1 protein-coding gene and 2 pseudogenes are annotated in these 2,325 nt (G+C 41.3%); 2 read left to right on the forward strand and 1 reads right to left on the reverse strand.

Annotated elements, in window-relative coordinates; all coding sequences use genetic code 11:
* Nucleotides 1-312 (reverse strand): annotated as a pseudogene (locus H6G62_RS26840) (hypothetical protein); the annotation flags it as partial.
* Nucleotides 313-733: 421 nt separating this feature from the next.
* Between H6G62_RS26840 and H6G62_RS26845 the strand changes: the two are divergent.
* On the forward strand, nt 734-1,183 hold the full coding sequence (locus H6G62_RS26845) for a HEPN domain-containing protein (protein ID WP_190500862.1): 450 nt from the start codon (nt 734-736) through the stop codon (nt 1,181-1,183).
* Nucleotides 1,184-1,954: 771 nt separating this feature from the next.
* Nucleotides 1,955-2,325, forward strand: a pseudogene (locus H6G62_RS27580) (helix-turn-helix domain-containing protein); the annotation flags it as partial.

Below are 2,325 nucleotides of genomic sequence, written 5' to 3' on the forward strand. Positions count from 1 at the left end.
GAGCCAACTTTGATTCAATCCCATCCCAACTACCAGACCCTCCTGAACTACGGGGTTATCGCCGCATAGACTGGGATCACAGCCTCCTAAATCTGTCCGGAGTGTTGGTTGTAGGATCAAGAGCTTAAACATCAAAATGACATCGATTGGTTTGCGGCCTGCATTGCTTTTGCGGTCTTTTTTATGGAGCGATTCTAGTTCATCTCGGAATAATTCCCAAGGAATAATGTCATTGAGATATTTTAAGGTTTTATTTTTGTTGAGCAATTCCTGCTGGCGTTCCTCAAAGTCCCAGAATCCTTTTTGTCCCATAGTCCTGATGAGAAATGAGTGATTTATATTATCTATGATCTCATCTTTTTGTGTCTATCGACTATCTCTTTAAGAATCCAAATACTAATGATCAAATATTGGACTATTAGCAAATATTTCAGGAGTCTGAATTTCGGCGTGAGTCTCATTGTGAGACAGTGTCTTCAGTATTTTTCGAGATGCCCTCAAGATTTTATTTACCCTAGATGAATTTCAAAAAGCTATAGATGCAGCAGTGCCAGCATATATCAAGGTGAGGATTGAAATGGTACAAAATGTAATACTTAAAGCTTTGAAATCATAACTGGACACCTCGAAAAATACAAATCTTATTGAGAATGGCTACGAGATTCCAGAGGTTTCAGGCTCTTCGAGTTTGCAATAAGGCAATTAATCGAGGTGCCCAACTGAAGCTATACATATGCCTCATTCTAATGCTCTAAAGGAGTTCCAAAGCTCTCTCGAAATGGTTGAAGCTCTTCTGGAGCTAGAGCGGAAATATAAAAACCCGCCTCGCAAAGAAGAACAAAAAGCTGTGCAAGCTTTGCGTGGAAGTGCAATAGTTCTTATGGTGGCTTCGTTTGAGTATTTCTTGAGGCAGGTCATGGAGGAAAGATTAACTGAATTAGCGACACCTCACAGTAAAGTTCAGTTCAATAAATTACCCGATAAAATGCAGGTGTGTAGTATTTTTAACACTCTTGAACGCGCTATGAAAGGCGAGCCCTTCAAAGAACCAACTCAAAAAATTAATAGACTTACCGACATTGAATTAGCATGTAAGATAGTTCTTCTAAAGAATGTTCATCCTCCTGCATTCAATGATAGTGGTAGTAATCCCAGCCCAGATACTATCGGGCACCTCGATTAATTACCGTATAGCGAACATGAAAAGCCTGAAACCCCTGAAATCTCGTAGCTACTTCCACGAAGATTTGGATTTTTCGAGGTGCCCTATCAGTAATATGTTTTCAAATGGGTAGTGCATTAATCTACGGGCCAGAGAAAAAACAGCCAAAAACAGCAATCTACTGCCGTAAGGTCTCTAGGGTCGCCTGATTATTCTCTAGCCTGTACGAAATAGGACTACCTTCAAATGTTGGCTTATCAGACATCTTTACCAAAATTAAGCCGAAGTTTGATATAAAATGGGGAAAAGCAACAGCGCATACATTTATCAGAGATAAACTGCAAGCTTTAGTTGGTAGTCGCCACATCGTAGCGCACACCGCCAACGTTCTCAATATCTCCCGATCGGATTTGAAAGAATATAAAAAATTTATTTCCATTTGTGCATATTTGTTAGATTTAGAGCTTGAAACTCATATAAATCACCTTCTAAAAATTTGCGTTTAGATTAACTCTAGACGCATAACAATTCGCTTGGAGCGGATTTCCAAAAGGTCTCAGTAATGGTGAAGGTCGTGTGCAACTGCTCAAGCGAACCGTTAGGTTGCTTCAGCCCTCGGTTGGGGTAGTACAGCAAAGTTATCTGTGAGAGATTGAGTTCAGCCCACTTGTGCAATCACTTGACCAATTTCTTGGGGGGTTGCACCTGTGGCCAGCATTGCCCGAATTAGCAATTCAATAAGCTGTTAGTCATCTAAACTGCGTATAATACATTAAAATTATGGAATAAGCCATGGGAGTCAGAAACTATCTAACGTCAGAGGAAAAGCAAGAGCTTCAGAAGCAATTGAAGTTCCATGAACACCCTGACATTCGAGAGCGCATTCTAATACGGCTACTGCGCAATGACGGCAGGACTCAGCAAGAGATCGCGGACTTAATCGGATGCTCCTTGCGGAAGGTGGCCTACTGGAGCACCCATGGAGATCCGAGCAAGTTAGATAGTTTGATCGATGACCGAATGAAAGGCAACTATCATAAGGCAACGGATGAGTACATTGACTTACTGATAGAAGTCATTGATAAAGAGCCTCAAGATTACGGTTATGCGTTTGGGACATGGACCGCCGAGAGATTGGCATCTCATCTTGAGAAAGAGACGGG

The sequence above is a fragment of the Phormidium sp. FACHB-1136 genome, assembly GCF_014697375.1.
Lineage (GTDB): Bacteria > Cyanobacteriota > Cyanobacteriia > Phormidesmidales > Phormidesmidaceae > Nodosilinea.

Bases quoted from the DNA above. Each gene is read 5' to 3' on its own strand.
- H6G62_RS26845 (WP_190500862.1), top strand. From the start codon at position 734: ATGCCTCATTCTAATGCTCTAAAGGAGTTCCAAAGCTCTCTCGAAATG.